Below are 272 nucleotides of genomic sequence, written 5' to 3'. Positions count from 1 at the left end.
TTTTCCGAATATGGCAGACAAAAGGGCTGGGAGCGTGAAAACCCGGCAACGGACTCCGGCAACCCGTCTGAAAAAACGATGGATGGTTTTGTGGAGGTCACAGAACAGATGGAGCTTCCATTCTGAAAATGACCGCCCGTTGCACCCCCTGTTGCTATCCCGTTGCCGAGCCGGTTGCCGGGGAAAACCCCTTATTTCCGGGCTTTTCTCCCTTATAACAACCAAAACAACAGAAAAATAAAAGAAAAGTATAAATAGTAACCATCGCCAGA

General features: G+C 48.5%; 1 pseudogene. It reads right to left on the bottom strand.

Going from position 1 to position 272, the window contains the following annotated elements:
* Positions 1-154: 154 nt before the first annotated feature.
* Positions 155-272, bottom strand: a pseudogene (locus tag LIZ87_RS22670) (tweety protein); the annotation flags it as partial.

Source organism: Lacrimispora sp. 210928-DFI.3.58 (genome assembly GCF_020554865.1).
Taxonomy (GTDB): Bacteria; Bacillota; Clostridia; order Lachnospirales; family Lachnospiraceae; genus Enterocloster.
This window is presented reverse-complemented; position numbering and strand designations above follow the sequence as displayed.